At 70.5% G+C, this 22142-nt stretch carries 20 protein-coding genes; 7 read left to right on the top strand and 13 right to left on the bottom strand.

Going from position 1 to position 22142, the window contains the following annotated elements:
- Positions 1-119: 119 nt before the first annotated feature.
- Positions 120-1886, bottom strand: a complete 1767-nt coding sequence (gene argS / locus OG429_RS22010) for an arginine--tRNA ligase (RefSeq protein ID WP_328927010.1) — start codon at positions 1884-1886, stop codon at positions 120-122.
- A gap of 180 nt (positions 1887-2066) precedes the next feature.
- Here argS and lysS point away from each other — a divergent pair, with 180 nt between their 5' ends.
- Positions 2067-3794: a lysine--tRNA ligase gene (lysS, locus tag OG429_RS22015; protein WP_328927011.1), complete on the top strand. Its 1728-nt coding sequence runs from the start codon at positions 2067-2069 to the stop codon at positions 3792-3794.
- Positions 3795-3872: 78 nt separating this feature from the next.
- Here the strand turns inward: lysS and OG429_RS22020 are convergent, their stop codons facing one another.
- The 3 genes from OG429_RS22020 to OG429_RS22030 all read right to left on the bottom strand — a co-directional run bounded on the left by OG429_RS22020 (position 3873) and on the right by OG429_RS22030 (position 7120).
- Positions 3873-5153 carry a DUF2637 domain-containing protein gene (locus tag OG429_RS22020; RefSeq protein WP_328927012.1) on the bottom strand — a complete coding sequence of 427 codons (1281 nt, stop codon included), beginning with the start codon at positions 5151-5153 and terminating at the stop codon, positions 3873-3875.
- A gap of 173 nt (positions 5154-5326) precedes the next feature.
- On the bottom strand, positions 5327-6094 hold the full coding sequence (locus OG429_RS22025) for a DUF3558 family protein (protein WP_328927013.1): 768 nt from the start codon (positions 6092-6094) through the stop codon (positions 5327-5329).
- A 150-nt stretch (positions 6095-6244) separates the two neighbouring features.
- The gene (locus OG429_RS22030) at positions 6245-7120 is read right to left on the bottom strand and encodes a DUF3558 domain-containing protein (RefSeq protein ID WP_328927014.1); all 876 of its coding nucleotides are present in this window, start codon (positions 7118-7120) and stop codon (positions 6245-6247) included.
- Positions 7121-7311: 191 nt separating this feature from the next.
- Between OG429_RS22030 and OG429_RS22035 the strand changes: the two genes are divergently transcribed.
- The gene (locus OG429_RS22035) at positions 7312-8505 is read left to right on the top strand and encodes an RtcB family protein (protein WP_328927015.1); all 1194 of its coding nucleotides are present in this window, start codon (positions 7312-7314) and stop codon (positions 8503-8505) included.
- A gap of 74 nt (positions 8506-8579) precedes the next feature.
- Here the strand turns inward: OG429_RS22035 and OG429_RS22040 are convergent, their stop codons facing one another.
- The 3 genes from OG429_RS22040 to OG429_RS22050 all read right to left on the bottom strand — a co-directional run bounded on the left by OG429_RS22040 (position 8580) and on the right by OG429_RS22050 (position 10695).
- Positions 8580-9218, bottom strand: a complete 639-nt coding sequence (locus OG429_RS22040) for a Uma2 family endonuclease (protein ID WP_328927016.1) — start codon at positions 9216-9218, stop codon at positions 8580-8582.
- A 297-nt stretch (positions 9219-9515) separates the two neighbouring features.
- Positions 9516-10286, bottom strand: coding sequence for an SDR family oxidoreductase (locus OG429_RS22045; RefSeq protein WP_328927017.1), 771 nt, complete (start codon positions 10284-10286; stop codon positions 9516-9518).
- A gap of 73 nt (positions 10287-10359) precedes the next feature.
- Positions 10360-10695, bottom strand: coding sequence for a YnfA family protein (locus tag OG429_RS22050; protein ID WP_328927018.1), 336 nt, complete (start codon positions 10693-10695; stop codon positions 10360-10362).
- Between the two features lie 140 nt (positions 10696-10835).
- Here OG429_RS22050 and OG429_RS22055 point away from each other — a divergent pair, with 140 nt between their 5' ends.
- The gene (locus OG429_RS22055) at positions 10836-11342 is read left to right on the top strand and encodes a hypothetical protein (RefSeq protein WP_328927019.1); all 507 of its coding nucleotides are present in this window, start codon (positions 10836-10838) and stop codon (positions 11340-11342) included.
- Here the strand turns inward: OG429_RS22055 and OG429_RS22060 are convergent.
- From OG429_RS22060 to OG429_RS22070, 3 genes are all read right to left on the bottom strand, one after another.
- Entirely contained in the window at positions 11330-12946 is a 1617-nt protein-coding gene (locus tag OG429_RS22060) for an FAD-dependent monooxygenase (RefSeq protein ID WP_328927020.1), read from the bottom strand. The genes OG429_RS22055 and OG429_RS22060 overlap by 13 nt on opposite strands.
- Positions 12947-13080: 134 nt before the next feature.
- Positions 13081-13824, bottom strand: coding sequence for a Mut7-C RNAse domain-containing protein (locus OG429_RS22065; protein WP_328927021.1), 744 nt, complete (start codon positions 13822-13824; stop codon positions 13081-13083).
- Positions 13825-13888: 64 nt separating this feature from the next.
- Positions 13889-14305: a winged helix-turn-helix transcriptional regulator gene (locus OG429_RS22070; RefSeq protein WP_328927022.1), complete on the bottom strand. Its 417-nt coding sequence runs from the start codon at positions 14303-14305 to the stop codon at positions 13889-13891.
- Between the two features lie 150 nt (positions 14306-14455).
- Here OG429_RS22070 and OG429_RS22075 point away from each other — a divergent pair, with 150 nt between their 5' ends.
- The gene (locus OG429_RS22075) at positions 14456-15352 is read left to right on the top strand and encodes an NADP-dependent oxidoreductase (RefSeq protein WP_328930370.1); all 897 of its coding nucleotides are present in this window, start codon (positions 14456-14458) and stop codon (positions 15350-15352) included.
- 77 nt (positions 15353-15429) lie between these two features.
- Here the strand turns inward: OG429_RS22075 and OG429_RS22080 are convergent, their stop codons facing one another.
- On the bottom strand, positions 15430-15930 hold the full coding sequence (locus tag OG429_RS22080) for a GNAT family N-acetyltransferase (protein ID WP_328927023.1): 501 nt from the start codon (positions 15928-15930) through the stop codon (positions 15430-15432).
- A 91-nt stretch (positions 15931-16021) separates the two neighbouring features.
- Here OG429_RS22080 and OG429_RS22085 point away from each other — a divergent pair, with 91 nt between their 5' ends.
- From OG429_RS22085 to OG429_RS22100, 3 genes are all read left to right on the top strand, one after another.
- Complete coding sequence (locus OG429_RS22085) at positions 16022-16420, top strand: VOC family protein (RefSeq protein ID WP_328927024.1); 399 nt, start codon at positions 16022-16024, stop codon at positions 16418-16420.
- A 202-nt stretch (positions 16421-16622) separates the two neighbouring features.
- A complete protein-coding gene (locus OG429_RS22090) occupies positions 16623-16766 on the top strand; it encodes a hypothetical protein (RefSeq protein WP_328930567.1) in 144 nt (47 codons plus the stop codon).
- A gap of 1207 nt (positions 16767-17973) precedes the next feature.
- A complete protein-coding gene (locus OG429_RS22100) occupies positions 17974-18894 on the top strand; it encodes a helix-turn-helix domain-containing protein (protein ID WP_405679046.1) in 921 nt (306 codons plus the stop codon).
- 93 nt (positions 18895-18987) lie between these two features.
- On the opposite strand, the gene OG429_RS22105 is transcribed toward OG429_RS22100, so the two are convergent.
- Positions 18988-20688: an ice-binding family protein gene (locus OG429_RS22105; RefSeq protein ID WP_328927026.1), complete on the bottom strand. Its 1701-nt coding sequence runs from the start codon at positions 20686-20688 to the stop codon at positions 18988-18990.
- Between the two features lie 761 nt (positions 20689-21449).
- Positions 21450-21887: a hypothetical protein gene (locus OG429_RS22110; protein WP_030161262.1), complete on the bottom strand. Its 438-nt coding sequence runs from the start codon at positions 21885-21887 to the stop codon at positions 21450-21452.
- Positions 21888-22142: the final 255 nt, after the last annotated feature.

The raw sequence follows: 22142 nt of genomic DNA on the forward strand, positions 1-22142 counted from the left end.
CATGCTCAGATTAGTGGGGGCGGCGTGAAAGTGGACGGCTTGAAGATCACGAAATGCCAACGGCCCCGGCAGCAGCAGCTGCCGGGGCCGTTGGCCACGTCGTGTGCGATGTCCGGACGTCAGAGCTTCTCGGGCGTCCGGATCCCGAGGAGGGACATGCCCTTGCTGAGCGTGCGGGCCGTCAGGTCGCACAGGAACAGGCGGTTCTCGCCCACGACCAGCTCCGGCTCCGGCTTCACGACCGGGCACTGGTCGTAGAACGTCGTGAACAGCGAGGACAGCTGGTACAGGTACGCCGCCAGCTTGTGCGGGGCGTGCTCCGCGGCCGCCTCGGCGATCAGTTCGCCGAACTGGTCCAGGTGCAGGCCCAGCGCACGCTCGGCCGGGGCCAGCTCCAGCTCCGGGTGCGCGGCCGGCTTGCGCTCTCCGGCGTTGCGCAGGATGGACTTGATCCGGGCGTACGCGTACTGGAGGTACACCGAGGTGTCGCCGTTCAGCGAGACCATCTGGTCCAGGTCGAACTTGTAGTCACGGGCGGCCGAGGTGGACAGGTCGGCGTACTTCACCGCGCCGATGCCCACGTACTGGCCGTTCTCCACGATCTCCGCCTCAGTCAGGCCCACCTTCGCGGCCTTCTCGCGCACGACGGCCGTGGCCCGGTCGACGGCCTCGTCCAGCAGGTCCACCAGCCGTACCGTCTCGCCCTCACGGGTCTTGAACGGCTTGCCGTCCTTGCCGAGAACCGTGCCGAAGGCCAGCTGGACGGCCTTGACCTCGTCGCTCAGCCAGCCCGCCCGGCGCGCGGTCTCGAAGACCATCTTGAAGTGCAGGGACTGCCGCGCGTCGACCACGTAGATCAGCTCGGTGGCGTCCAGGTTGCCGACGCGGTCGCGGATCGCCGACAGGTCGGTGGCGGCGTAGCCGAAGCCGCCGTCCGACTTCTGCACGATCAGCGGGGTCGGGTTGCCGTCCGGGCCCTTGACGTCGTCGAAGAACACGCACAGCGCGCCGTTGGAGCGGACGGCGACGCCCGATTCCTCCAGCAGCTTGCACGTCTCGACCAGCATGTCGTTGTAGCCCGACTCGCCCACCACGTCGGGGTCCTGGATGTCCATGTCCAGCTTGTTGAAGACGGAGTAGAAGTAGATCTTCGACTCGTCCACGAACCGCTGCCACAGCTGCAGCGTCTCGGGCTCGCCGGCCTGGAGGTCCACCACCCGGGCCCTGGCCCGCGTCTTGAACTCCTCGTCGGAGTCGAAGAGCGCGCGCGAGGCCTTGTACAGGCGGTTCAGGTTGGACATGGCCTCCTCACCGGAGACCTCGTCCGACTTGTGGTCCAGCTCGTGCGGGTGCTCCAGCAGGTACTGGATGAGCATGCCGAACTGGGTGCCCCAGTCGCCGATGTGATGGCGACGGACCACCTTCTGGCCCGTGAACTCCAGGATCTCGACCATCGCGGCGCCGATCACGGCGGAACGCAGGTGGCCGACGTGCATCTCCTTGGCGACGTTCGGCTGGGCGTAGTCGATCACCGTCGTGCCCGGGTTCTGCGCGAGCGGGACGCCGAGCCGGTCGTCGAGCGCCCGCGCCGCGAGCGTCTCGATGATCGCCTTGTCGGTGATGGTGATGTTGAGGAAGCCCGGGCCCGAGACCTCGATCTCCTGGATCAGGTCACCGGTCGGAATGCCTTCGACCACGGTCGTCGCCAGCTCGCGCGGGTTGGCCTTGGCCTTCTTCGCGAGCGCCAGGATGCCGTTGGCCTGGAAGTCGGCCCGGTCGCTTCGTCGCAGCAGCGGGTCGGCGCCACCGGCCTCCGGCAGGGCCGAGGCGAGGGCGTCCGCGACGCGCTGATTGACGGAAGAAGCGAGGGAAGGGACCGAGGCCATGAGCTGCCGTTCCTGTGAGGTTGTGCCGGTGGGTGCACTTGGTTGTTCCGACAAGTGCCGAGTATCCCACGCGGGGCCCCTTCGTTTCTCAGGAGATTCCCCCGGCGAAAGCAACCTCGGAGTGGCCCGTTCCGTCTGGGAGAATGGCTGAAGCCAGCATTCGAGATAGAAGGACGTGTCGTGGCTCAGAGCAGCACCGAGACCGACTGGGTCTCCCGTTTCGCGGACGAGGTCATCGCCGAGGCGGAGCGCCGAGCACCCGGCAAACCTGTCGTCGTCGCGTCCGGACTCTCCCCCTCCGGCCCGATCCACCTGGGCAACCTCCGTGAGGTCATGACCCCGCACCTGGTCGCGGACGAGATCCGCCGCCGGGGCTTCGAGGTCCGCCACCTCATCTCCTGGGACGACTACGACCGGTACCGCAAGGTGCCGGCGGGTGTCCCCGGCATCGACGAGTCGTGGGCCCAGCACATCGGGCGCCCGCTGACCGCCGTGCCCGCCCCGGCCGGATCGGCGTACCCGAACTGGGCCGAGCACTTCAAGGCCGTCTTCGTCGAGGCGCTGGCGGAGATGGGCGTCGAGTACGACCCGATCAGCCAGACCGAGCAGTACACCGCGGGTGTCTACCGCGAGCAGGTGCTGTTCGCGATGAAGCACCGCGGCGACATCGACGCGATCCTCGACCAGTACCGCACCAAGCAGAAGCCGGGCGGCAAGAAGCCCCAGCAGAAGCAGGTCGACGAGGCCGAGCTGGAGGCCGCCGAGGGCTCCGGCGCCGCCGCCGAGGACGACGGCAGCACCGGCGAGGGCGGGTACTTCCCGTACAAGCCGTACTGCGGCGAGTGCGGCAAGGACTTCACCAAGGTCACCTCGTACGACGACGAGACGACCGAGATGACCTACGTCTGCACCGAGGACGAGTTCACCGAGACGGTCAAGCTCAGCGAGTTCAACCGAGGCAAGCTCGTCTGGAAGGTCGACTGGCCGATGCGCTGGGCCTACGAGGGCGTGATCTTCGAGCCCTCCGGCGTCGACCACTCCTCGCCCGGCTCGTCCTTCCAGGTCGGCGGCCAGATCGTGCACATCTTCGGCGGCGAGCAGCCGATCGGACCGATGTACGCGTTCGTCGGCATCAGCGGCATGGCGAAGATGTCCTCCAGCAAGGGCGGGGTCCCGACCCCGGCCGACGCGCTGAAGATCATGGAGCCGCAGCTGCTGCGCTGGCTGTACGCGCGCCGCCGCCCGAACCAGTCCTTCAAGATCGCCTTCGACCAGGAGATCCAGCGGCTCTACGACGAGTGGGACAAGCTGGAGGCCAAGGTCGCCGACGGCTCCGTACTGCCCGCCGACGCCGCCGCGCACACCCGCGCCGTGCGCACCGCCGCCGCCGAGCTGCCGCGCACCCCGCGGCCGATGCCGTACCGGACGCTCGCGTCCGTCGTCGACGTCACCGCCGGGCACGACGAGCAGACCCTGCGCATCCTCTCCGACCTGGAGCCGGAGAAGCCGCTCACCTCGCTCGACGAGGTACGGCCGCGCCTGGACCGCGCGGAGAACTGGATCACCACCCAGGTCCCCGCCGACCAGCGGACCCTCGTACGCGAGGAGCCCGACGCGGAGCTCCTGTCCTCCCTGGACGACGAGGGACGCGAATCCCTGCGCCTGCTGCTGGAGGGACTGGACTCCCACTGGTCGCTGGACGGGCTGACCACACTGGTCTACGGCGTGCCGAAGGTCATGGCCGGGCTGGAGCCCGACGCCAAGCCGACGCCGGAGCTCAAGGTCGCGCAGCGGACCTTCTTCGCCCTGCTCTACCGGCTCCTCGTGACCCGGGAGACCGGGCCGCGGCTGCCCACGCTGCTGCTGGCGGTGGGCGCGGACCGGGTGCGCAAGCTGCTCGCCGTCTGAGGCTCCGGGACACCGCGTGACGCGGAAGGGCCCGCACCCCGAGGGGTGCGGGCCCTTCCGCGTACCTGCGTGTGCTTCCTACGCGATGTGCTCGTTCTCCAGATCGCGCTGGTAACGCTGCTTCAGGTCCGGCATCAGCCGCGTGATCGTGGTGAAGCTGCGCGGGTGCACGATCCCGTGCCGGTCCGAGAGGTATATGTCGACCTGCTCGGGGCTGGGGACCTTGCCGTTCTCCTCGATGTACGCCCGGAAGACCTCGTACGCGGCCTCCGCGAACTTCACCTCGTCGATGACCGTGGCCGGGTCCTCGGAAAGGTCCTCCTGGCGGGGAGCCGGGATCGGCAACTGCTCCTGCTGCGGCCCCTGCTGGTCCTCCGGGCCCGCCGGGGGCATGACCGGGATCGGCTCCAGGCCCTCGACGTACTGGGGGTTGTAGCCGCCCTCGTACGCCGCCTGCGGGGCGAGCGGCGCCGCGAACCAGGCGCTGTTGTGCGCGGCGGGCATGGCCGTCGGCTCCACCGCGAAAGCCGGCGGGGCGTGGGTGGCGGCCCCCGGGGCGGGCACCTGGGGCTGGGCCTGCCCGGCGGCGGGGGCGGCCGGAACCGGGGCCTCCAGGGCCGCGGCCGCGGCCGGCTGCTGCTCCGGTGCGACCTGCTGCTCCAGCGGCGGCAGCACGGCCGGCTCTATCCCCGTCACCGCCAGTGCCTCCGGCGCCGTCCGCGACAGCGGCACACCGATGCGGGCGAGCCGCAGCGGCATCAGCGCCTCCACCGGGGCCTTGCGCCGCCAGGCCCGCCCGTACCGCGCCTGCAGCCGGGCCTGGTATATCAGCCGGTCCTGCTCCATGCCGACCGCCTGCTCGTAGGAGCGCAGCTCCCACAGCTTCATCCGGCGCCACAGCTTGAACGTGGGCACCGGCGACAGCAGCCACCGGGTGATGCGCACGCCCTCCATGTGCCGGTCCGCGGTGATGTCCGCGATCCGGCCCACCGCGTGCCGGGCCGCCTCCACCGTCACCACGAACAGGACCGGGATCACGGCGTGCATACCGACGCCCAGCGGGTCCGGCCAGGCCGCGGCACCGTTGAAGGCGATCGTCGCGATCGTCAGCAGCCACGCCGTCTGGCGCAGCAGCGGGAAGGGGATCCGGATCCACGTCAGCAGCAGGTCCAGCGCGAGCAGCACGCAGATGCCCGCGTCGATGCCGATGGGGAAGACGAGCGAGAAGTTACCGAAGCCTTTTTGCAGGGCGAGCGCGCGCACCGCGGAGTACGAGCCCGCGAAACCTATCGCCGCGATGACGACGGCTCCGGCGACCACGACGCCGATGAGTATCCGGTGCGTACGAGTGAGCTCCATCGCGGCCACCCGCGATCCCCTCCCCTTGTCGAGCACATGCCCATGGCATGCCGAGCACTGAGACCTTACCCAGCCTTTACCGAGCTGCGGCAGGCACAGCGTACGGGTGACTCCATGTCACTGCTCTGCCAGCCCAGTTACTCCCGAAACACCCGAAATGCGCGTAACTTCCGTTACTGTGCGGGCTGCGGGGACTGCGGCTGCTCCGGCTGCTGCTGCTTGTTGGCCGCGTCGACCGAGGCCACGGCCTCCTTGGCCGCCGTGATCGCGTCCTGGAGCAGCTTCGCCTGGTCCGGAGCGCCGGCACCCTCGTACGCCGCACCGTTGTAGTCGAGCGTGACGACCACGTTCTGGGTGCGCGCCACGATCGTCGTGTTGAAGAAGTCGACCTCCTTCTTCACGCTGTAGACGACCGACGTCCCCTGGTCGCCGATCCCGCCCGCGGCATCCGCCTTCACGTTCTGCGCGCCCTCGGACGCCTTCGACAGCTCGACCTGCTTGTTGTACTGCTCCTCCGCGCGCTTGTTCGCGCTGCCGAGGGAGGCGTGCGAGTCGTAGCGGAAGAAGGAGATCGAGAGCCAGCGGTACTGCGAGCCCTTCAGACCGTCCTCGTCCAGACCGTTCCAGGAGCAGCTGGCGCGGCTGGCCAGGTCGTTCGACTTGGTCGCCGAACCGTTCTTGTCCTTCGCCTCCGGGACGAGCGTGTCTATCGTCCCGCCCTGAACCGCCTTGCACGGATCGGGCAGCGTGGCGAACGCCGCCTTCTCCAGGGCCACGGAAGGCTTGCCACTGGGCTTGGAGGACGAGGCGGTGCTGGGCTTCTTGCCGCCGTCCGAGCCCGACTCCTTGCCCGAGTCGGACGAGCACCCGGCGACGGTGAGGATCACCGGGACGGCTGCGCAGGCGAGAACGCGGGTGAGGCGCGAGGCTGATCGGTGCATGTTTCCTTCAGTGCGTGAGGGGGTCTTCTTCGGACGCGGATCCGGATGTGGATCCGGACGCGGATTCGGACAGGGGACCCGGGCAACGGTAGCCCGATCGGGTGGCGCCGTGCTGTGCGCGCCGTCACCCGGGGCCACGGCGCGCCCCGTTCACTCGCCCAGGCGCTCGACCAGAGCCTGCGCCAACTGCCGTGCCTTGTCCTGGGTTTCGGCGCTCGACGGGACCGTGCCGGGCAGCGCGGGCTGCACGCTGTACTCCAGCGTGACGATGACATTCGAGGTGCGGAACACAATCCGAACCGTGCGGGACTGCGCCGCGGTGGCCCCGGCGGGGCTCAGCTTGTCGTCGATGAAGGCCTCGGTCCCGAGGCCCTCCAGTACGCGGGAACCGAGCTCGGCGGGCGGGGCGGACGGGCTTCCGGCCGGCGAGGGCGATCCGGAGCCGGGAGCGCCGGAGGGCGCGGTGGCGGGTGCCGTGGCGGGGGCGGTGGCCGCCGGGGGAGCGGCGGGCGTACCCGCGGTCGTCGCGGCCGGCGTGGGGTTGAGGCTCGGGCCGGGGAAGGGCAGGTGGGCGTCGGTGAGCTGGCGCACGTACACCTGGCGCGCCTTGTCGTCGTCGCTGGCGACGGCCCGGTCGTAGGAGACCACGCGCTCGAAGCCGACCGACAGCAGCCGGGTCTCCTCGGGCGTCTGCGCGGTCCACCGGCAGCCGACGCGCCGGTCGCCGTCGTACGAGGCGTCCGCGGTGCCGGCGTAGAGCTGGTCGCGCTGTTCGGGGGTGAGCGAGTCCGCGGCCGGAAGCATGGCCTTGAGGCGCTTGCTGTCGGCTCCGGCCTTGCATGGCGCGGGCAGGATGCGGTACTTCCCTGGTTGGGCGGGCGCGGCCGAGCTGCCGCCGGCCTTCGAGTCGCTGGTGCTCCCTTTACCGCTGCCGCTCGTGCACCCGGTCAGGCCGGCCGCCCCGGCGACGAGTGCGGTGAGCATCGCGATGCCCGGCAGGGTTCGCCGTACCGCCTTGCGCTGCACGTCCAATGGCTCCCTTCGACCGGCGGGCCCCCGACGGTCAGGAAAATGCGTTGCCGCGACTTGGGCGCGGATGGACACAATGTCTATCGCACACGCTGGTGCTGGCGCCGGTCCCCTGTCGTATTTGGGGCCAAGAGCGAGGCTTTTTGCGTATTCAGGCTTTTCTGTTGTTGTCGGGGGATTGAGTCCTTATGTCGTACGTAGAGGTGCCCGGGGCGAAGGTCCCGATCCGGATGTGGACCGACCCGGCGTCGGTCGAGGACGGCGCGATGCAGCAGCTGCGCAACGTCGCCACCCTCCCATGGATCAAGGGCCTGGCCGTCATGCCGGACGTCCACTACGGCAAGGGCGCCACCGTCGGCTCGGTGATCGCGATGAAGGACGCGGTCTGCCCGGCGGCGGTGGGCGTGGACATCGGCTGCGGCATGTCGGCGGTGAAGACCTCCCTGACGGCGAACGACCTGCCGGGGGACCTGTCCAAGCTGCGGTCGAAGATCGAGCAGGCGATCCCGGTGGGGGCCGGGATGCACAAGGAGGCGCTGGATCCCGCGCGGTTGTACGGGTTCTCGGACTCGGGGTTCGGGGATCTGTGGGAGCGCTTCGACTACGTCGCGGATGCGGTGAAGTTCCGGCGGGACCGGGCGATGCGGCAAACCGGAACCCTCGGGTCCGGGAATCACTTCATTGAACTTTCAACTGATGTGTCCGGGGCGGTTTGGCTCATGCTGCACTCCGGATCGCGGAACATCGGCAACGAGCTGGCGGAGTTCCATATCAACGTGGCTCGGGGCCTCGCGCACAACCAGGGCCTGGTCGACCGCGACCTGGCGGTGTTCTTGGCAGCGACGGCCGAGATGGAGGCGTACCGAACCGACCTCTTCTGGGCGCAGGAGTACGCCAAGTACAACCGCGCGGCGATGATGAGCCTGTTCAAGGAGGTCATCCGGAAGGAGTTCCGGAAGGCGAAGGTCTCCTTCGACCGCGAGATCAGCTGCCACCACAACTACGTGGCGGAGGAGCGGTACGACGGTATGGACCTGCTGGTGACGCGCAAGGGTGCGATCCGTGCGGGCAGCGGTGACTACGGGATCATCCCGGGCTCCATGGGTACGGGCTCGTACATCGTGAAGGGCCTCGGCAACGAGAAGTCCTTCAACTCGGCTTCGCACGGCGCGGGCCGGAAGATGAGTAGGACGGCGGCGAAGAAGCGATTCTCGGCGCGCGACCTGGCGGAGCAGACTCAAGGCGTGGAGTGCCGTAAGGACTCGGGCGTCGTGGACGAGATCCCCGGCGCGTACAAGTCGATCGAGCAGGTCATCGACCAGCAGACGGACCTCGTGCAGGTCGTGGCCAAGCTCAAGGCTCTCGTCTGCGTCAAGGGTTGAGACCTGCGTGCAGTTGTCGGGGGAGTGGAGGGGCCGGACCGTGATCGGTCCGGGCCCCTCCGCGTTGCTCTCGCTCAGTCGAGCAGCATGTCGACCGGTAGCTCGACGGTCACTCCGAGGTGGTCGGGAAGGGTGAGTGTCGTGCCGCGCTTGAAGGTTCTGCGCAGGCGGTAAGTCGTGCCGCGAGGATCCGTATAGATCACGACTTCGTCGTGGTGCCGATCGGCGATGACGTAGACCGGTACGTCGGCCTTGGCGTAGCTCTCCACCTTGGTGCCGGTGGCGTCCGCCCAGTTCGAGGAGGTGACCTCGAGGATCACGCGGAAGACATCGTGCCGGTAGCAGTTCCTCACGACTTTGTGGTCCAGGAAGTCCGCCTCGACGAGCGAGAAGTCCGGGATGGCGTAGTCGTCCTCGCCGGTGGGCAGCCAGATGCCGATGCCCTGGAGGAACTCCAGGCCCGCCTTTTCGGCCCCTGCCTCGTGAAAGGCCACGGTGAGCCGGGTCGGCGTTCGGGCGTGTCGCCCATCGGCGGGTGGTGTCACCGTGAGCCGTCCCTGGAGAATTTCCACTCGGTGCCCGGGAAGCTCCCTGGAGAGTCGATCGGCGGCCTCCGCGATCGTGGTCTCGTGCTGTATCACGGCCATAGCTTCCTCCCTTTCGTGACTCACGCTTCCGGAGCGTAGCCGTGCCCGCCGACAATCCGCGCGCATTCACCCATACGGGCCCGGGAGGGGCGTACGGCGTCAACTTCGGCTTGTGGGCCGGGGGTTGACGGGCCGAGTTGGTCTAGATCATGGCGTGCGGTGTGGAGATCCCGCGTGCTTGTCGCTCGCCCTCGGGCCCTCCGGGTTCGCGCGGGCGGGCGTCGGGAATCACCACCTGGGGCGAGACGCCGCCGACGCCGGCGGCGGAGCTTCAGCGGGCCCTGGACGCGGCGAGGGCCGCCGGGCTGGAGCCGGCGGCCCTCGTGCCGCACCTGAAGGCGGCCGTGCTCGTCCCCGTAGGGGTCAGAGCTCGCGGTGGACCTTGGTGTTCGAGGCCTGGGCGCGGGGGCGGACCACCAGGAGGTCGATGTTGACATGGCTGGGACGGGTCACCGCCCAGGTGATGGTGTCGGCCACGTCGTCGGCGGACAGGGGGTGTGCGACGCCCGCGTACACCTTCGCGGCCTTCTCGGTGTCGCCGCGGAAGCGGGTGGTCGCGAACTCCTCGGTCTTGACCATGCCGGGGGCGATCTCGATGACGCGGACGGGCTGGCCGACGATCTCCAGGCGGAGGGTCTCGGCGAGGACGCGGGCGCCGTTCTTGGCGGCGACGTAGCCGGCGCCGCCCTCGTACGTGGAGTGGCCGGCGGTGGAGGACAGGACGACCACGGTGCCGTCGCCGGAGGCGGTGAGGGCCGGCAGCAGGGCCTGGGTGACGTTGAGGGTGCCGATGACGTTGACCTCGTACATCGTGCGCCAGTCGGCGGGGTCTCCGGTGGCGACGGGCTCGGCTCCGATGGCGCCGCCCGCGTTGTTGACCAGTACGTCGACCGACGGGTAGCGCTCCAGGGAGGCGGCGAAGGCGTCGACGGAGGGGCGGTCGGTGACGTCGAGGGCGTGGGCGGCGGCGGAGTGGCCGGCCGCGGTGAGCTCGGCGGCGAGGGCCTCGATCCGGTCCTTGCGGCGGGCGGTGAGTACGACGTGGTAGCCGGCCGCGGCGAGCTGGCGGGCGGTGGCGGCGCCGATGCCGCTGCTCGCTCCGGTGACTACGGCGGTCTTGGTGGCCGTGCTCATGTGCGGGGCTCCTGGTTCGTTCGTACGGACGATTCCCCGCCAGCATAGGCGGGGCCCGTGGGGTCGCCGGGGTTCAGTGGCCGCGCGGGGTGTACATGATCACGGCCGTGCCGGCGAGGCAGACGAGGGCGCCGATGACGTCCCAGCGGTCGGGCCGGTAGCCGTCGGCGACCACGCCCCAGACGAGGGATCCGGCGACGAACACCCCGCCGTAGGCGGCGAGGACGCGGGCGAAGTCGCCTTGGGGCTGGAGGGTGGCGACGAAGCCGTAGAGGCCGAGGGCGATGACTCCGGCGCCGATCCAGGCCCAGCCCTTGTGGTCGCGTACGCCCTGCCAGACGAGCCAGGCGCCGCCGATCTCCAGGAGGGCGGCCAGGGCGAAGAGGGCGGCGGAGCGGGCGATCAGCATGGCCGGAAGCCTACGCACGGGGGCGGGTGGGGAGGGGTGGGGGCGGCGCGCGAATGGCGGGACGGCGTGCCCTCATTCGTGTGATGGTCCGACCGGTCCGGCCGGGTGGCGGCTAGCGTCCGCGCGTGGAGGTGGTGGCGATGCGCCGTGTTGCCGTACGGAGTGTGGTGCTGGCCGGGCTGCTGGTGTTCGGCGGTGGTCTGCCCGCGGGGGCGGCCTCCGCGGGGCCGGTACCCGCGGGGCCGGTCCCCGCGGAGGCAGAGCCGGAGGCCGACGTGGCGTACCACGGCCGGGTTTCCCTGGCCCACGCGCAGCTGCGGATCCTGCTGGTCCCGCAGAACGAGGGGCCGTCCGCGCTGCCGAACGCGACGGTGCGGGTGCGGCTGTCGGCGGCGCTGGCGGACCGGCAGGAGCTGGCGCCGGGCTGTGCGCGGGCAGGGCTGCGTGAGGTGGTGTGCGAGACGGGGCGGCTGCCGCTGCACGGGCGGGGGCGGCACATCGGGCTGGCGCTGGGGCTGCGGGAGGCGGCGCCGGAGGTGGTGGTGCGGGTCGACACGTGGTGGAACGGCGGCGCGACGGACCGGAACCTCGAGAACAACGAGCACGTGGTGCTGGCGCTGGATACGGGCGATTCCTACGCCTTCTGAGCGGGGCCGCCTCCCGCAGCGCCGGAGCCGGCGCTGCGGGAGGCGGGCAGGAGCCAGGCGGCCACGGCCGCGGTGAGTTCGCCGTCGGTGGCCCGGGGGGCGCTCCAGGCGATGTACCCGTCGGGCCGGACGAGGACGCAGGCGGTACGCCGCTCCGTGCGCCAGTGGACGTGGGTGAGGGGGGCTCCGGGCGGGGTGGTCCGGTCGGGCGGGGTGATGAGGACGAAGCCGCCGGCGCGCAGGGCCTCGTACAGGCGCTGTCCGTGGGGGCCGGGCGTGAGGGCGAGGTCGGGGGCGCGGCGGCCGGCGGGGCGGTGGGTGCCGCGTGGTGGCGGGTAGGCGATCCCGATGCCGGAGACGAGGCCGAGGGCGCGGTCCTGGGCGGGGCCGATGCGGGGGAGGAGGGCGACGCCGAGGCTGCGGGCGGTGCGGCGGACGGGGCCGGAGGCCATGACGGCGCGGACGAGCGCGCCGCTGATGCGCAGGACGAGGCGGCCGACGGGGTGGCGTTCGCGGTGGTAGCTGTCGAGGAGGGCTTCGGGGTCGGGGGTGTGGCCGTGGAGGGCGGCGGCGAGTTTCCAGGAGAGGTTGGCGGCGTCCTGCAGGCCGGTGTTCATACCGAGGCCGCCGGCGGGGGAGTGGACGTGGGCGGCGTCTCCGGCGAGGAAGACGCGGCCGGAGCGGTAGTGGGGGACCTGGCGTTCGTCGCTGTGGAAGCGGGAGATCCAGCGGGGGTCGCGCATGCCGTGGTCGGTGCCGAGGGCGGTGCGGGCGATGGCGCGCAGTTCGTCGAGGTCGACGGGGTCCGTGTCGCGGGCGCGGCTGTCGCGGCGCCAGCCGATGGCGCGGTACCAGCCGTCGCCGAAGGGGATGAAGAAGGCGAAGGAGTCGGTGTTGCTGTCGACGGCGAGGAGCTCTTCGGGAGGCTGGGCCAGGCGGACGTCGGCGAGGACCATGGAGCGGACGACTGCCTGGCCGGGGAAGGGCAGGCCGAGGGCGGTGCGGACGGTGGAGCGGACGCCGTCGGCGCCGACGGCGTGGCGGGCGTGGAGCGACGAGGTGCGGGGGGCGTCGGGCGGGCCGTCGTGGGCGGCGTCGGAGGTGCTGTTGGAGGCGCTGTTGGAGGTGCCGTTGGAGGTGCGTACGTCGAGGGTGACGGTGTCGCGGTCCTGACGTAGTCCGATGAGCCCACAGTCATATCGGATGTCGACGCCTGTGGACAGCGCGCGACGCTCCAGGAGTTTCTCTGTCTCGTATTGAGGGGTGACGAGTGTGAACGGGTAGCGGGTGCTCAGCCGCTGAAAGGAGAGAGCCATGCCTCCGAAGGGGCGCAGGCGGTCGATCCGCCGGCCGGTGGAGACCAGTTCGTCGGCGAGCCCGCGGGCGTCGAGCAGTTCGAGGGTGCGGGCGTGCACGGCGAAGGCGCGGGTGAGGTTGGGGGCGGTGCGCGGGCGGCGTTCGATGAGGGTGACGGAGAGTCCGGCGGCGGCCAGGTCCCCGGCAAGGAGCAGTCCGGTGGGGCCGGCGCCGACCACCACGACGTCGATGATGTCCTCGGTGTCCGCCGGGTCCTCTTTGCCCTCTGCGTCCTTGGCGAAGGTCATACCTCGGCAGTCTGCCAGCCGGGGACCGCCGGGGAGGTGTACCGGGCGCCGGGTCGGGCGGCCGGGAACGCCGGGCGTCAGATGCGTCAGGCGCCGGGGCGGTACCCCGGGCGCCGGGCGTCAGGCGTCAGGCGTCAGGCGGTGCCGGAGTCGGCGGTGCCGAATTCGACGAGCGCCTCGTCGACGATCCGCTCCAGGCGGGCGTGGTGGGCCCCGCGCCAGTAGACGCGCTCGCAGTCGGTGCACTGCGCGAAGACGTCGTAGGAGCGGTGCGTGCCGTGTTCCAGGCGGTCGCCCACGCTGTCCTTGTCGGCTTCGTGGAGCGGGCCGTTGCAGGCGGTGCAGCGGGTCCACGGCGCGAGGACGGGGGTGAACCGGCCGAGGATGTCGCGCAGTTGCTCGTCGGGGTTGTCGCTGTAGACGTAGGCGCCGGCGAAGAGCTCGCGGCGGCGCAGCAGTCCGCGGTCGCGGGAGAGCAGCACGCGCTGTTCGGCGGCGGACCGGGTGGCGAGGGCGGGGTCGCCGATGTCCTCGTTCTCGTAGGCGGCGTCGACGCCGAGGAGGCGCAGGCGGCGGGCGAGGGTGCCGAGGTGGACGTCGAGGAGGAAGCGGAGCGGGGCGCCGGGGACCTGCTGGGGGCGGTCGACTCCGAACACCTCGACGGACTGGCCGTCTTGGGGCACGTAGGAGACGGGCACCTCGTGGCCGTCGACGAGGAGGCGGCCGACTTCGGTGAGCGGGACGCCGGCCGATTCGACGACGTGGCCGAGGCTGGAGGCGCCGTCGGTCGCGGTCGGTACGCGTTCGGTGCGCCGGCTGGGCGCGGCGAACAGGCGCAGTTCGGGGGCGAGGGTGAGTTGAATACCGGGTCCGTTCACCCTGTCAGCATGCCACTGCCGGGGCGGTGGACGCGGCTGGTTTTAGGAGGCCGGGTGGCAGGGGTCAGGAGGTCGCGGCGGCGTGGTCGTAGCTGTCGCGGTGGGCGCTGACCTCGTCGAAGTGGTTCTCGGCCCACAGTTTCACGGAGGAGAGGAGGCAGCCGAGGCTGCTGCCGAGGTCGGTGAGCCGGTAGTCGACGCGGACGGGGACGGTGGGGGTGACGGTGCGGGTGACCAGGCCGTCGCGTTCGAGGGAGCGGAGGGTCTGGGTGAGCATCTTCTGGCTGACGCCGGGGATCTTGCGGCCGAGGTCGCTGTAGCGCATGGAGCGGTCCTCGGCCTGGCCGAGGGCGCTGACGATGAGGCCGACCCACTTGTCGCTGATCCGCGCCAGGAGCTGGCTGGTGGGGCACTCCTTGAGGAAGGCGTCGTAGGCGTAGCGGGCGTCTTCGCGGCGGGCTGCGGCGGTGCGGGTGGCCATGGGTGCCCCACTTCCGGGTCGGGTACGCACCTCGAAGTGCGTACTTACGAAAAGAGAGTACCTCTCCCTAAGTTAGTGCTCATCGCGAACGAGCGAACTGACTGACGAACGAAGCGAACGGGAGAAGTCGACATGAGCGAGCAGACGACGATGCTGGCGGCAGTGGTGAACGAGTTCGGCGGGCCGGAGCAGGTCGAGCTGACCGAGGTGACCGTGCCGCGGCCGGCCGCGGGCCAGGTCCTGATCCGCGTGCGGGCCGCCGGGATCAACCCGGTGGACGGCGCGGTCCGCGCCGGCGTCTTCGGCGGCGCCGGGCAGCGGCTCGGACTCGGCTGGGACGTGGCCGGGGAGATAGTCGAGGCCGGGGCCGGCGTGACCGGCTGGAGCCGCGGCGACCGGGTCGTGGGGCTGCACTACGGGCCGGTCAAGCCGCTGGGTACGCACGCGGAGTACGCGGTGCTCGACGCCTCCGCCGTGGCGGCCGCGCCCACCACCGTGGATGCGGTGGCCGCGGCGGCACTCCCGCTGAGCGGGCTCACCGCCGCACGCGCCGTGGACCTGCTGGGGCTCGCCCCCGGGTCCTCGGTGCTCGTCACCGGCGCGGCGGGCGTGGTCGGCGGCCTCGCGGTCCAGCTCGCCGCGCGGGCCGGCCTCGTGGTGACGGCCCTGGCGGGTGCGCAGGACGAGGAGCTCGTACGGTCCCTGGGCGCGGCTGCCTTCGTACCGCGCGGCGAGGCTCCGGCCGGGCCCGTGGACGGGGTTCTGGACACGGCGGTCCTGGGAGACCCCGCCCTGGCCTTCGTCCGCGACGGCGGGGTCTACGTCGGCCTGATCCCCGGCGCCGCGCCCGCTCCCGAGCGCGGCATCCGAGTGGCGGAGCAGGAGGTCGCCGCGGACGGGGAGCACCTTGCCCGGCTGGTTTCCCTCGTCGACGCGGGCGCGCTCACCCTCCGGGTGGCGGACACCTTCCCGCTGGCCGACGCCCCGAAGGCCCACGCCCACCTGGCGACTCCGGGGACGCGCGGGCGGATCGTCCTGACCGCGTGACCTGTCCGTGGCGGGGGCCGGTGCGGGGGGCCGCTGCTGTGGCCGGAAGGGCCGGGTGGACCTTGCCGGTCACAGCGCTATCGGATCCGGTAGGCCCAGTCGTAGCTCGGGTGGGGGACTCCGGGCGGGTATTCGAAGTCGACTTCGCCCAGGCACTCGAAGCCCGCCCGGCGGCAGACCGCGTTGGACGCCGCGTGGTCCGTGCCCGGGAAGGCGTGGACGGTGTCGCGGGTGCCGTGGGTCCGGACGTAGGCGAGGAGTTCGGCCAGCGCGGCCACCGCCAGGCCGCGGCCCTGGAACTCCGGCAGGATGCCCCAGCCGGCCTCGTAGACCGGCAGGCCCTGCCACTCCCGTTCCCAGAAGCCGACCGAGCCGACACCGGCACCGTCGGCGCTCACCCGGAACATCCGCCCGGCCGCCGGCTCGCGCGCGCTCAGGGCCTCGTAGCGCCGCTGCCTGTCGGCGAGTTTCTCCGCCGGCTCGGGGCCGCCCAGGTGCTCGGTCATGGCGGGTTCGTTCTTGCGCTCCAGCAGCCAGAAGTCCCCGTCGCCCCAGGGGGTCAGCAGTACGGATTTCATGCGCCCAGGCTGCCAGACGACCACAGTCCGTGAAAGGCGCCGGCGTAGCATCGGAAGGGAGACAGCGCACCACCGAGAGGAGGTGGCGTCCATGCCTGAGACCCTTGGGATCGGGCACCTCACCCTGACGGTGAGCGATGTGAAACGCAGCGCGGAGTTCTACAACCAGCTGCTGGACACGCAGACGGTTCTCGATGTGGAGGACGAGTACGGCCCGTTCGCGGCCATTGCCTCACCGGTCATCGTCCTCGGCTTCCGCAGGCACGCGGCGACGAACGGCGCGGACGCCTTCGACCCGGCTCGGGTCGGACTGGACCACTGCGCGTTCCACGTCGCGGACCGTGCCGCGCTGGAGGCCTGGGAGTCCCAGCTGGACGAGCGGGGCATCGCGCACTCGGGCATCGTCGAGGACCCGTCCGGGCTCCATCTCAACTTCAGGGATCCGGACAACATCGCCATGGAGTTCTACCGTCCCGCCATGCAGGGCTGACCTGGCGCTTCCTCGCGAAATGCTGCTGAAATGCGCGAGCAAACACCCAATTTCGATCATCAACTAGCCTTGCTAAAAAGAGAATTTGCCTTCTTCGTCGCACGAAGTGGCCGATTTGCGATCGGCAGCTGACCGGGGGTGCCCCTATCTCTTTGGTCAAGGGAAACGGGGCTGCGTTGGATCGGGGAGGCAGCATGACGGTGTGGCTGATCTTCTGTGGGATGACGTGAGCTATTTCTTCGACCCGGACCTGATGGGGTCGCTGCCGGACGTGCGTGTCCCGGATATCGTCGCCACACCCGAACGCGAGGACGGCGGTGCCGCCGACCCGGCAGCCCGATCCTGAAGCCTCAGCGGCCGAGGAACCGTTCGACAGCCGTCGCGAGGGCCGGGCGATTCTTCGAGGGTGTAGTGGCCCGTGTCCGGCAGGACCCCTCGTTGGGGTGGGCGCCCGTTCCGGGAAATGGACGGACGCGGACGCAGAACGCCGCGGCCGGTGCTAGTTCTGTGACCGGCAAGGTCCGCCGGGTCACGGCCCCGGGCCCGCGCAAGTACGTCCAGTACGAGCAGCGGCCCCCCGCCTTGTGATGCACCGCATCGGACGCCGCGTCCGGGCGAACCTTTCCGGCCGCAGCGCTGACGAAGGTCCCGGCGATGCGATCGCCGGGACCGTCGTGTGGCGATGAAGGCCACGTCGGCCACCGCGAGCAGGATGGCGATGATCAGGAGATAGAACACGCCTTCCGCCACCGCGCCGATCAGCCCCAGGACGACGGCCACGAGAAGGACGAACAGGAGGACCCTGTGGCGGGACCACGCTGACACAACGGCCCCGGCACATTCACACGCCGGGGCCGCCCTTCCAGGCCGCCGCACGTGAGAGTGCGATGACCCATCCACCATGTTATGCCTGTGGCGGATCTCCGGCATCAGGGACTTTTCGCAGCGATGCGGGCCTCCGTCGCCCGGGAGATCAGGTGGCGCGCCCGTAGCGGATACGTCCGCTCCAGACTCGTTCCAGCCGGACTCGGACGCCCGGGCGCGGAGCGTGCCAGATTCTGTCGTGGCCGGCGTGGATGCCGACGGAGACCATGCGTACGGTGCGACCGTGTTGGCCTGGCGGCGGCCCTGGCCGCCGTGTCAGCGGCTGGGGGCGAGGGTGATCATCAGGGCGGTGGCCGTAGGGATCCAGGCCGGCGTTGTGCGCCGTACCGGCGAGCCAGAGATCACGGGGCAGGCTCTCTGGTGCTGGCATATTGCGTAGAAACCTGTATCGGATTGCGGTTCATTTGGGCGGTTTCCGCGCAATCCGCTATTCGCAGACATTGCGGTCTGGCGTGTGGAAGTTCGATTTCTAGGGGTCACTCCGGGTGATATTCCGCTTCTTGTTTATTGCGACCGGAAAATATGGTCAGCCGGGTGAGATGTAATGCGAAATTCAGGTCGCTCGGCGCCCGGCGTGACTCACCGTGCATGACGCGGGGTCAAGGCGGTTTCAGCTGCCCCGGCCGTGGCAATCTGCTTGTCAGCGCAAGGTTCTTGGAAGCGGAGGTATGCGCCTCGTGGGTGTCACTCTCAACCCCACCGTCAGCAGGCGCCGACTTGGGTCGGAGCTACGTCGGCTGCGGGAGATCAGCGGTATGACGACGCAGCAGGTGGCGGCACGCCTGCTGATCTCCCAGCCCAAGATCAGTCTGCTGGAGAACGGTCGCCGCCTCATCAAGCCGCGCGATGTGCGAGATCTCTGCGCGCTGTACGGAGTCCGGGATCAGCGGCGCGTTGACCATCTGATGCGGATGGCCCAGGAATCGGGTCAGCAGGGCTGGTGGAACGCCTACGAAGACATCACGTACGGCGCCTACATCGGCCTGGAGGCCGAGGCGGCCGCGATCCGGATCTACGAGCCCCTGGTGATTCCAGGCCTGCTGCAGACCCCCGCCTATGCGCGAGCGGTCATCGCAGGAACGATCCCTCATGCCACTGCCGAACAGGCCACCGCACGCTTGCAGGTGCGGATGCGGCGCCAGGACCAGCTGCGCGCCCCGGGCAACCCGCTGCGCCTATGGGTCGTGCTGGACGAATCGGCGCTGCGGCGCGGCGTGGGCAGCCGTGAGGTCATGCGCGAGCAGCTGGACCATCTGACCCGCCTCAGCGCCCAGCCGCACATCACCATGCAGGTTCTCCCTCACGATGTGGGTGCGCACCCGGGCGTCTCGGGACAGTTCGCGCTGCTCGAGTTCGTCGACGCCGCCGATGTGGGCGTGGTGTATCTGGAAAGGTTCACCAGCGACCTCTATCTGGAGAAACGATCCGACGTGCGGCGTTACAGCGATATGTACGCGCACTTGCAGGCCCAGGCGCTGAGCCCGGACCGTACCCGGAATTTCATCGAGGAAGCCGTCAAGGCGTACGCCGGCACAGAATCCTGGCCAGACGCCCGCGCGCTGTTTTGCCGAACCCGTGAGCGCCACTGAGCCCCCGGACGATGTGTCCAGGGGCTCAGCCGCCGAACGGCGGACCGGACGGCCTATGTGGTTGATCGAGCTTCGGCTCCTGCCTGCGACGGGCTAATCCTGTCGGGTTGCCGTGCCTCGGCGGGTCCGCTTCATGGCGAAGAAGGCCGAGCCTCCGATGAATGCCAGCGCGGCGGCAGTGGCGGCCACGATGCCGCCCTCGCTGCTTGAGTCGGTCGCGGCAAGGTCTGGCGACGCCTCCTTCGACTGCCGGGCGGTGGTGGCGCTCACCGGGGCGAAGTTGACGCTCTTCGCCGTGTGGCCGGGACCGAAGGGGCGCAGAACATCGTCGAGGCCGCCGGGCAGGAAGTCGGCCCACGGGGGCTTGCCCTGGTCGTGGCCGGGCTTGCCCTGGTCGCCGTCGTCGTGGTCGTGGCCGGGCTTGCCGTGGTCGTGGTCGTGGTGGCCGTGGCCGGGCTTGCCGTGGTCGTCGTCGCGACCGTGCTCGCCCTCGTCGCCCTCGTTGCCCTCGTTGCCCTCGTCATCGTCGTGACCATGACCGTGGTCGTGATCGCCTGAGTCGCCGCTTTCGCCCTTGTCACCGCGAGGCCCCTTGGGTCCGGCGGGTCCTGCGGGTCCGGCGGGTCCTGCGGGTCCGGCGGGTCCGGCGGGTCCGGCAGGTCCTACGGGTCCTGCGGGTCCTGCGGAACCGGTGGGGCCGGGAGCGCCGTCGGGGCCGGGGGCACCGGGGGCGCCGGGGCTGCCGCTCGGGCCGGGGGCACCCGTCGGGCCGGGGGCACCGGGACTGCCGTCGGGGCCGGGAGCGCCGGGGGCACCGGGGGCGCCGGGGCTGCCGCTCGGGCCGGGGGCACCCGTCGGGCCGGGGGCACCGGGACTGCCGTCGGGGCCGGGAGCGCCGGGGGCACCGGGGGCGCCGGGGCTGCCGCTCGGGCCGGGGGCACCCGTCGGGCCGGGGGCACCGGGACTGCCGTCGGGGCCGGGAGCACCGGGGGCACCGGGGGCGCCAGGGCTGCCGGTCGGGCCGGGGGCGCCGGGAGCACCGGGAGCGCCAGGGGCGCCGGGGCTGCCATCGGGGCCGGGGGCGCCGGTGGGGCCGGGGGCGCCGGTCGGGCCGGGAGAGCCCGTCGGGCCAGGCGAGCCTGTCGGTCCGGGAGGCCCGCTCGGCCCGGGAGGTCCAGGCGGGCCAACGGCGCAGGCCGCCCTCGTGATGGTGTTGTTGTCCATGGTGACCGCGCCGTTACGCGCCAGGGCGCGGCCTTCGATCACGGCGCTGTTGTTCAGCGTGATGGACGTAAGGGCCAGGATGTTGCCCTTGAACTGGGAGGTCGTGTCGATGGTGGCGGAGCTGCCCACCTGCCAGAACACGTTGCAGGCATTCGCTCCGTTGATGAAGGCCACGACGCTCGCCGGAGCCGTCGTCAGGGTCGACGGAATCTGGAAGATGAAGACGGCGTCGGGGTTGTTCTGGCCGTCGAGAGTGACCGTCCCGGTGATGGCCAGTGTCGACGAGGCCGTGTAGACGCCGGGCGCCAGCGTTTGTCCGCCGATGTCCGCCGAAGTGGCGGTCCCGGGTCCCCGGCTTGCCGCATCGTTGTAGGCGACCACGAGGTCGGACTTCGCCTGCGCGGCGGCGGCGTCGGTTACGTGCTGCGTTCCGTTGACGGTGCCGGGCGGAAAGCCGGTCACTGACGTGCCCGGGTGGAGCCCCAGGTCGCCGTTGATGATGGTCGGGTTCGTGTTGGTGATGGTTGAACCGGCCAGGACCGCGTAGTTGGTGGCGGTCCCCAGTCCCACGGGGGCTTCTGCAGCGTGAGCGAGGCTCGAGAGCATGGTGGCCGACGCCGCCAGCAGCGCTGCGGGGAGCATGACGAGGGCTGCCCGTTTGAACATATTGCGTTGAGGTCTTCTGTCGGGTGGACCCGACCGGATGACATCCAGTGCCATAGCAGGACCTTTCTTGTTGCTTCGGGTCTCAGTCCTCCCGAAGGAAGATCCCGAGCGCCCGCGACGATGGCTACTCAGGGCCGCAAGTCCCCTACCTGCACCGGCGCGCAGGCTCCCCCCTGAGCGGGGACCGAGAGCGACTCCTTGCCCGAGGTAGTGATACGCCGTCACGCGGGAGTAGTCACGCATATTTCACAGCAATACGCTGTAAATCAGAAAAAATGGTCTATGTGAGTGACGCGGCGTCAGGGACCCGCGTGTGCCGCTCGCCCGTGCGAATCCGGTGTGTCCTCAAAGTGGAGAGCGCGCCGACGCCCCCTACCGCCGCATCGCTGAACTGGCCGCCCGTGGAGGTGTGGCGCACTCGCCGTACCCGCCGGGTGCGGTGATCGGTATCGATGAGCCGTGACGTCGGCGGCGTGTGCGGCCGCGAGCCTCAAGGCCGGCGTCGGGCGGGACGTGACGGAGCCCGGTCGGTGTGACTGCGCACCGGCCGGGCTCTGGACGTGTGGGTGAGTGGTTCTCCGGTCAGGGCGTCTCGTCGTGCAGGTCCTCTTCGCGCCTCAGCCGTGTGCTCTCAGGGCGCCCTGGCCGCTTGACGAAAGACCAGGTCAGGGCCACACGAGGCAATAGGGCTGATGCCCGGCCTCATGCAGCCGGTGGCTGAAGTCCTGCCACTCGTGGAGGAGCTGGTAGACGTTGAACGCGTCGCGCGGGCCGCCGCGGTCCGGGACCGTGGACCAGATGAACGCGGCCGCGCCGACCGATTCCTCGCCGATGCCGCGCAGCGGGTCGACCACCGTCATCGGGAGCTTGACGACCGCGTAGTCGGGGTGGAGGACGACCAGTTCCAGCGGGGGCACCTTGTGGAGCGGTATGCCTTCGATGCCGGTCAGGACCATCGCGGCCACCGTCTCCGGCTTGATCTTGGTGAACAGGCCGCCCATGCCCAGTTCGTCGCCGCCGAGTTCCTCCGGCCGCATCGTGACCGGGACCCGGGCCGCCGTGGCGCCGTCCGGGGCGCCGAAGTACTTGTACGTCACTCCCATGCCGCGGCCCCTGGGCGTGTCGTCGTCCGGTGCTTCCGCGGGTCCCGGGATCGCGTCGGGCGCCTCGGTGGAGCGGCGGCGGTGCTTGCCCCGGCGGCGGGATTCGCGGGCTTCGCGGGCGCGCTGGGGGTCGAGGCCGTCCGTACCCTCGCCCGGTCCACCACCGCGTTGCATATATCCACCCGACTGGTATTGCTTGCCCCGGCCCCGTGGCCCCCGCCACGCAGCCTGATCATCATGGCAGTGACCTCCCCC

Source organism: Streptomyces sp. NBC_00190, assembly GCF_036203305.1.
In the GTDB taxonomy this organism is placed as follows: domain Bacteria; phylum Actinomycetota; class Actinomycetes; order Streptomycetales; family Streptomycetaceae; genus Streptomyces.

Bases quoted from the DNA above. Each gene is read 5' to 3' on its own strand.
- argS (WP_328927010.1), bottom strand. From the start codon at position 1,886: ATGGCCTCGGTCCCTTCCCTCGCTTCTTCCGTCAATCAGCGCGTCGCG.
- OG429_RS22020 (WP_328927012.1), bottom strand. From the start codon at position 5,153: ATGGAGCTCACTCGTACGCACCGGATACTCATCGGCGTCGTGGTCGCC.
- OG429_RS22025 (WP_328927013.1), bottom strand. From the start codon at position 6,094: ATGCACCGATCAGCCTCGCGCCTCACCCGCGTTCTCGCCTGCGCAGCC.
- OG429_RS22035 (WP_328927015.1), top strand. From the start codon at position 7,312: ATGTCGTACGTAGAGGTGCCCGGGGCGAAGGTCCCGATCCGGATGTGG.
- OG429_RS22040 (WP_328927016.1), bottom strand. From the start codon at position 9,218: ATGCGCGCGGATTGTCGGCGGGCACGGCTACGCTCCGGAAGCGTGAGT.
- OG429_RS22045 (WP_328927017.1), bottom strand. From the start codon at position 10,286: ATGAGCACGGCCACCAAGACCGCCGTAGTCACCGGAGCGAGCAGCGGC.
- OG429_RS22050 (WP_328927018.1), bottom strand. From the start codon at position 10,695: ATGCTGATCGCCCGCTCCGCCGCCCTCTTCGCCCTGGCCGCCCTCCTG.
- OG429_RS22055 (WP_328927019.1), top strand. From the start codon at position 10,836: ATGCGCCGTGTTGCCGTACGGAGTGTGGTGCTGGCCGGGCTGCTGGTG.
- OG429_RS22060 (WP_328927020.1), bottom strand. From the start codon at position 12,946: ATGACCTTCGCCAAGGACGCAGAGGGCAAAGAGGACCCGGCGGACACC.
- OG429_RS22070 (WP_328927022.1), bottom strand. From the start codon at position 14,305: ATGGCCACCCGCACCGCCGCAGCCCGCCGCGAAGACGCCCGCTACGCC.
- OG429_RS22075 (WP_328930370.1), top strand. From the start codon at position 14,456: ATGCTGGCGGCAGTGGTGAACGAGTTCGGCGGGCCGGAGCAGGTCGAG.
- OG429_RS22080 (WP_328927023.1), bottom strand. From the start codon at position 15,930: ATGAAATCCGTACTGCTGACCCCCTGGGGCGACGGGGACTTCTGGCTG.
- OG429_RS22085 (WP_328927024.1), top strand. From the start codon at position 16,022: ATGCCTGAGACCCTTGGGATCGGGCACCTCACCCTGACGGTGAGCGAT.
- OG429_RS22100 (WP_405679046.1), top strand. From the start codon at position 17,974: ATGCGCCTCGTGGGTGTCACTCTCAACCCCACCGTCAGCAGGCGCCGA.
- OG429_RS22110 (WP_030161262.1), bottom strand. From the start codon at position 21,887: ATGGGAGTGACGTACAAGTACTTCGGCGCCCCGGACGGCGCCACGGCG.